The sequence below is a fragment of the Listeria rocourtiae subsp. hofi genome, from assembly GCF_963575615.1.
Classification (GTDB): Bacteria; Bacillota; Bacilli; order Lactobacillales; family Listeriaceae; genus Listeria_A; species Listeria_A hofi.
On record NZ_CAUYTL010000067.1, the window covers coordinates 1 to 5,953 of the forward strand.

The following is a 5,953-nucleotide window of genomic DNA, read 5'->3' on the forward strand; positions in this document are numbered from 1 at the left end:
AAATACGTATCCAAAATCTAAATGCAGATTTTGGATACGTATTTTTCTAGGTCAGAGAACCTTTTGTCTCAGACTCATTCTTTATACTTTCTTAAGTCCTCCTTCATACATCCTTGAGACATCCCTGTTATAGTTAATTTATCGAAAAGAAGGAAGGGATTGAGTGACTGTGAGGGAAACAATTTTAGAGACCGCTGCACTTTCGAAAAAATTCGGAAATAACTATGCGGTGAATCATGTGAATATGACGGTTCAAAAAGGAGATATTTATGGCTTTATTGGTAAAAATGGTGCCGGTAAAACGACTTTTATTCGTTTGGTAACAGAGTTAATGCATACAGATGGTGGGGATATAGCGCTTTTTGGCTCAAGTCATCCGAAAGATATTCGGCAAGCGCGCACGAGAATTGGTGCGGTTATTGAGGGGCCATCCTTATATCCTAATCTAACCGCCTATCAAAATCTAAACTACTATATTCTCCAAAAAGGAATTCCTGATAAGAAACGTATCGATGAGGTTCTTGAGTTTGTTGGCTTGGAGAATAGTGGACGCAAAAAGTATCGCAATTTTTCGATGGGAATGAAGCAACGTCTTGGCATTGCGCTTGCTATTTTGCATCATCCAGATTTCTTAATTTTGGACGAACCGATTAATGGGCTTGATCCGATGGGTATTATTGAGATTCGAAACATCATTCTAAAATTAAATGAAACTTATGGCACAACAGTTTTTATCTCAAGTCATATTTTGACGGAATTAGCACTAGTCGCAAATCGTTATGGTATTATCAACAACGGGCGTCTCGTAAAAGAGCTGTCAAAAGAAGAGTTAGAGTCCGAAAGCAGGCGTTACTTGGTACTAAAAACGGTGAATAAAGAAGCTGCGACGATGCATTTAGAGAGCTTACTGGAACTGCATCAATACGAGGTTCATAGTGACGGTAGAATCCGTATTTTTGAATACATCGATCAGCCGGAAAAAATCAGCCAAGTTATGTTTGATGCCGGAGTTATTATTACAGAATTGCGTGTCGTTGAGGCGAATTTGGAAGATTACTTTATAGATTTAATTGGAGGGGAAAATCAATGATTGGATTGATTCGAGCAGATAGCTATCGTTTAACGAAGGGGAAAATGTGGATGCCTTTAGTCACGCTAATGGTTATCGCAGTGGTGGTAGCTGGTTTGATATATTTAGCACTAAATGTAGATTGGATATCCTTATCACAAAGCGGTGAAACACTCACGCCAGCCGATAAAGCATTGCTTAGCAAAACATTAACCGGAACAGAAATGAGTCAATTGATGTTATCTTTTAGTATCGTACTAGCCATGGCATTTATCTCGATATTCTCGAACCTATGGAGTATTGAATTTTCAGCAGGTGTGGCACAAAATGTTCTCGTATCAGGTGTTTCACGCTCCACTTTTTACTTCTCAAAGCTTGTCACTGGATGGGCAGTCGGTACTTTGATGTTAGTCGTATATACAGTATTCATCGCGATATCAGCGCAACTTTTTGTTGGTCATGTTGATTTTGTGGCGATTTTGCTCGGAATGTTAGCACAACTCCCTTTATACTTAGCGCTCATCACAATTGGATTTTTTATCTTCATTTTAATTCCGAAAGAAAGCATCGCAATAGTGACGTATATTTTGACATTTTTATTCATCGAACCGATTATTAGGAATCTCGTGAATGTATTCTTACCAAAATGGACGGTTATCAAAGACATGTTTCTATTTAGCAAAATTAGCGTCATGTCAGACCTTTCTGCATTGAGTCAGCACACAATCACGACGAATATTTTAACAGGATTAGCATACATGGCGATTTTTACAATATTAGGCTGGTTTTTATTCCGATTTAAGGAAATCAAGTAATATGATAAAATAGAGACGAGGAAGGGAGCGGTGGTGAGCATGGTTTATCTTTTAGGAGCGATAATTGTTATTTTGTTAGGCTGGATTATTTTAATCAAAAAACAACTACGAACAACATCTACAAAAATAAAGGATATCGCAACAAGGCGTGGCTCAAATGAACAGTTGACAATGGATGTGGCCTCACCAGAAATCAGGCAACTGCTCCTTCACGTCAATGAATTGTTAGAAGAAAAGTCAAAAACGGAGCGCCAATTTCAGAGCTTAAACAAGGAATTACGCGAGACTATCGAAAATGTTTCCCATGATTTAAGAACGCCATTAACTTCCTTGTCTGGATACTTACAATTAATGGAACGCAATACATTAACGCCTGAAGAACGCGAAAAATATAGCCTCATCATTAAAAATAAAATCCAAACACTGACCGAACTTGTCGAGAATTTCTTTGTGTTGTCGAAACTATCGAATGAGGAAGGGAAGTTACGACTAGAATCCATGAACTTATCGGATTTTATTACAGAAAGTGTGGCTTCTTATTATGAAGATTTTTCAAGAAAAGGTATTACGCCAGAGCTTTTGATTGCGCCTGGCATTGAGGTGAATACAGACCGTAAAGCACTGCAACGTATGGTAGATAACTTTATTTCGAATATGTTAAAGCACGGGGATGGGCCAATGAGTATAGCGCTCACGAAACAAAATGGTAAGGCAGTTTTGACTTTTTCGAATCGGGCGAGCCAACTGACAGAAGCTGATGTGCCGCGTTTGATTGAAAGATTTTATACCGCTGACCGAGTTCGCAGTGGCAATAATACAGGGCTAGGTTTGGCGATTATCGATCTATTAACAAAAAGATTAGGGGCTAGTTTGACAGTCAAATGGAGCGATGAGATATTAATGTTTACGGTTATTTTTAAATAATAAAAGCGCTGAAATCATGAGTTTTAAGAACTCTGATTTCAGCGCTTTTTGATGATTTTTAAACGACCGTGTTTTCGCTATTCTCAGCTTCAATTCCTTCGCGTCGCAATTTTATCAGTCGCACTAGGTTGACAATCAATGTTTTGGTGAGAGCGTATGTTGGCACGCCTAGAATCATACCTAGAATTCCTGCTAAATTCCCGGCTACAATCAGGATGATGATGATTGTTAGTGGGTGAATAGCCAATGATTTACCCATGATGTAAGGCGATAGCAAGTTTGAATCGATTTGCTGTACTATAGTTACGACAACGATAACTAGAACGGCTTGTAAAGGTGAATCAAATAGGGCAACGATAACAGCTGGAGCCGCCCCGATAAATGGCCCTAAATAAGGAATAATATTCGTCACACCAGCGATTAGGCCGAATAAAAGAGCATATGGTTCGCCAATAATGAAATAACCGATCATCGTAAAAATACCAACAAACATACAGTCAATTGCTTGGCTAGAAATATACGTTGAGATGGTCTTATTCATCGCTTGAATAATTTCGCGTGCCTCTGTACGAATGCCTTGCGGGAAGAATTTCTCACTAGAATCAAGGAACTTATGCCCGTCTTTAAACATGTAGAATAAGATAAATGGAACAGTCACAAGAATCATAACAAAGCCCGAGATAAAGCCAAAAATCAAGCCCAAGCTACCACTCAAACTACCAACAACAGTATTTAAAAGCTTTGGAATCGAAATATTTAGCTTCTCCATCTCCGCTTTAATATCGACATTTTTGATATTACTATCCTTCACTAAATTATCCCACCAATGTTGGAATTGTTCCCAATATTGCGGAGCAGCTTTTACAAGTGAAGCGACTTGATCTGCTAAAATTGGTCCCAGCTGCACAACTGCAAGTACTAAAATTGCAATAAAGGCAACAAAAATACTTAGAACACTAACTAAGCGAGGAACCTTTCTTTTTTCCAGAAATAAAACGATTGGGTTAAATAGATAAAATAAAAAACCAGCAATCAGAATTGGAAGAAATAGCGTTGAAATGATGACTCCAATTGGTGCGAAGATAAAGCTCATCTTATTAAGTACGAATAAGATAACAACTAACGCAAGAATTTCTAATGTCCAGAAAAATAATTTGGACTCTTTGAAGCGTGATATTTTCATGATAGGTCCCCTTTCTAAACTGGATTTGCAAGAAAATAATCTTAACAAGTCCAGCGATTTCCATATGTATACTATTAACAATAGTAACATTATCGTGGGGAAAAGGCCACTTAAATCTATAACTTGACATATTTAGAGCAGTTGTTATACTATATATATAACAGTTGCAGAAAGAAGGTGCGTGGATGTTACTTCAAATAGATTTGCAAGCCGAAGAACCGATTTATACACAAATTATGCACCAAATTATTGAAGGTATCGCGAAAAAAGAGTTAGAACCTGGCGATGATTTGCCGTCTGTGCGTATTTTAGCGAGTGATATTGGTATCAATTTTCATACTGTGAATAAAGCATACCAATTACTAAAACAGGAAGGCTATATTTTGATTCACCGTCAAAAGGGAGTAGTTATCCACCCAGATGGCGTCGAAAAAGCAACGGAAGCCTTTTATGAAAAGTTGAGAAGAAAAGTGAGGCCGCTCATTGCAGAATCCATTTCTCGGTCTGTTTCCAAAACGGAGTGGGAGAAAATTTGCGCAACTATCTATGATGAGATTGAACCTGAGGAGGGGCAATAATGGAGATACTAATTTTTATCGCAATGATGCTCGTGATTGTTGTATTACAAGCTGTGACGCCCTATGTTATTCGACGCGGGGAGAGTTTTGGCGTAATGGTAGGTGAAAAAGCTGCGCATTCTCCAGATTTGCGTAGAATGAAGCGCCAGTTCCTGCAGTGGAATGTAGTAGTAGGAATTACAATAACGGCCGTGGCGACGCTATGCTTAGCTGTAACGTCGAATGAGAGTTGGCAGGCTGTTATCTTTATCATTTCGATTTTTGCCATCCTTATCGTCTCGTTTCTCATATACATTCGATTTTATAAAGCATCCCTTGCTTGGAAGCGTGAGAATCTGCAAATGAGTGGAGAGAAAATGGATATAGTTATGGTAGAAACAACATTCCATCACCAAAAACGAACGATTTCATATGCGTGGTATTTAATTCCTTTAGCGTTGATTTTTATTACGATAGCGCTGACAATTATTTATTACAATCAAATTCCAAGCCAAATTCCGATGCATTATAATTTTGCAAATGAAGTAACAAGAGTCGCAGCTAAGAGTTATCGGACTGTCATGATGATGCCGGTGATGCAAGTATTCATGTTAGGACTGTTTATGTTTATAAACTATATGATGTCACGAAGTAAGCAAGTGATTGATAATGATAATCCCACAGATTCAATGAAAAGAAGTATCCTTTTTAGACTAATATATAGTAAATTCAACTTATGCATGTGTATACTGCTGATTACAATGTTTATGGTTATTCAATTATCGTTTATCTTTCCTATTTCGCAAACAATTATTGCTATCATGACGATTGCTGTAATCATCGTTATATTCGGTGGCTTAGTTTTCCTGATGCTGTACGTTGGCCAAGGTGGCAGCAGAATAAAGCTAGATAAAAATCCACAAGAAAATCAATCTAGACCAGTTCGCAATGACGACGAGAACTGGAAATTAGGCGTATTTTACTTCAACCGCAAAGATCCAGCAATTTTTATTGAAAAACGATTCGGTGTTGGTTGGACAATCAATATGGCTAGACCAATCGCGTGGCTTTCTATCGTTGCAATTGTGGGTATTATTATAGTAATCAGCATTTTATTTAGCTAACACAAAAAAGGTAGCAGAATTTAAATTCTGCTACCTTTTTTGTAATGAGCCGTGATGGGCTCGAACCATCGACCCTCTGATTAAAAGTCAGATGCTCTACCAACTGAGCTAACGGCTCTAAAAATGGCTGGGCTAGCTGGATTCGAACCGGCGCATGACGGAATCAAAATCCGTTGCCTTACCGCTTGGCTATAGCCCAAAAATATGGTGGAGGGGGGCAGATTCGAACTGCCGAACCCGAAGGAGCGGATTTACAGTCCGCCGCGTTTAGCCACTTCGCT

The 5,953-nt window shown here is 38.5% G+C and carries 6 protein-coding genes and 2 tRNA genes; 5 read left to right on the top strand and 3 right to left on the bottom strand.

Going from position 1 to position 5,953, the window contains the following annotated elements:
• Nucleotides 1–163 precede the first annotated feature (163 nt).
• From R8925_RS15555 to R8925_RS15565, 3 genes are read left to right on the top strand one after another with little or no spacing between them, the layout of a single operon-like run.
• Nucleotides 164–1,090, top strand: coding sequence for an ATP-binding cassette domain-containing protein (locus R8925_RS15555; protein WP_430536703.1), 927 nt, complete (start codon nucleotides 164–166; stop codon nucleotides 1,088–1,090).
• A complete protein-coding gene (locus tag R8925_RS15560; RefSeq protein WP_430536704.1) occupies nucleotides 1,087–1,884 on the top strand; it encodes a hypothetical protein in 798 nt (265 codons plus the stop codon). The genes R8925_RS15555 and R8925_RS15560 overlap by 4 nt, the downstream gene beginning before the upstream one ends.
• A 39-nt stretch (nucleotides 1,885–1,923) precedes the next feature.
• Nucleotides 1,924–2,808, top strand: a complete 885-nt coding sequence (locus tag R8925_RS15565) for a sensor histidine kinase (protein ID WP_430536705.1) — start codon at nucleotides 1,924–1,926, stop codon at nucleotides 2,806–2,808.
• Between the two features lie 58 nt (nucleotides 2,809–2,866).
• Here the strand turns inward: R8925_RS15565 and R8925_RS15570 are convergent, their stop codons facing one another.
• Complete coding sequence (locus tag R8925_RS15570; RefSeq protein ID WP_430536706.1) at nucleotides 2,867–3,991, bottom strand: AI-2E family transporter; 1,125 nt, start codon at nucleotides 3,989–3,991, stop codon at nucleotides 2,867–2,869.
• Between the two features lie 185 nt (nucleotides 3,992–4,176).
• On the opposite strand from R8925_RS15570, the gene R8925_RS15575 reads away from it, so the two are divergent.
• Both R8925_RS15575 and R8925_RS15580 read left to right on the top strand, forming a co-directional pair.
• Nucleotides 4,177–4,569, top strand: a complete 393-nt coding sequence (locus tag R8925_RS15575; protein WP_430536707.1) for a GntR family transcriptional regulator — start codon at nucleotides 4,177–4,179, stop codon at nucleotides 4,567–4,569.
• Entirely contained in the window at nucleotides 4,569–5,672 is a 1,104-nt protein-coding gene (locus tag R8925_RS15580; protein ID WP_430536708.1) for a DUF1648 domain-containing protein, read from the top strand. Before R8925_RS15575 ends, R8925_RS15580 begins: the two co-directional genes overlap by 1 nt.
• A 45-nt stretch (nucleotides 5,673–5,717) precedes the next feature.
• On the opposite strand, the gene R8925_RS15585 is transcribed toward R8925_RS15580, so the two are convergent.
• Nucleotides 5,718–5,790 (bottom strand) — tRNA-Lys (locus tag R8925_RS15585).
• Between the two features lie 6 nt (nucleotides 5,791–5,796).
• Nucleotides 5,797–5,871, bottom strand: a tRNA-Gln gene (locus R8925_RS15590).
• Between the last annotated feature and the right edge of the window lie 82 nt (nucleotides 5,872–5,953).

What these genes read in the sequence shown, in the direction of transcription:
- R8925_RS15560 (WP_430536704.1), top strand. Translation starts at nt 1,087, where the DNA reads ATGATTGGATTGATTCGAGCAGATAGCTATCGTTTAACGAAGGGGAAA.
- R8925_RS15565 (WP_430536705.1), top strand. Translation starts at nt 1,924, where the DNA reads ATGGTTTATCTTTTAGGAGCGATAATTGTTATTTTGTTAGGCTGGATT.
- R8925_RS15570 (WP_430536706.1), bottom strand. Translation starts at nt 3,991, where the DNA reads ATGAAAATATCACGCTTCAAAGAGTCCAAATTATTTTTCTGGACATTA.
- R8925_RS15575 (WP_430536707.1), top strand. Translation starts at nt 4,177, where the DNA reads ATGTTACTTCAAATAGATTTGCAAGCCGAAGAACCGATTTATACACAA.
- R8925_RS15580 (WP_430536708.1), top strand. Translation starts at nt 4,569, where the DNA reads ATGGAGATACTAATTTTTATCGCAATGATGCTCGTGATTGTTGTATTA.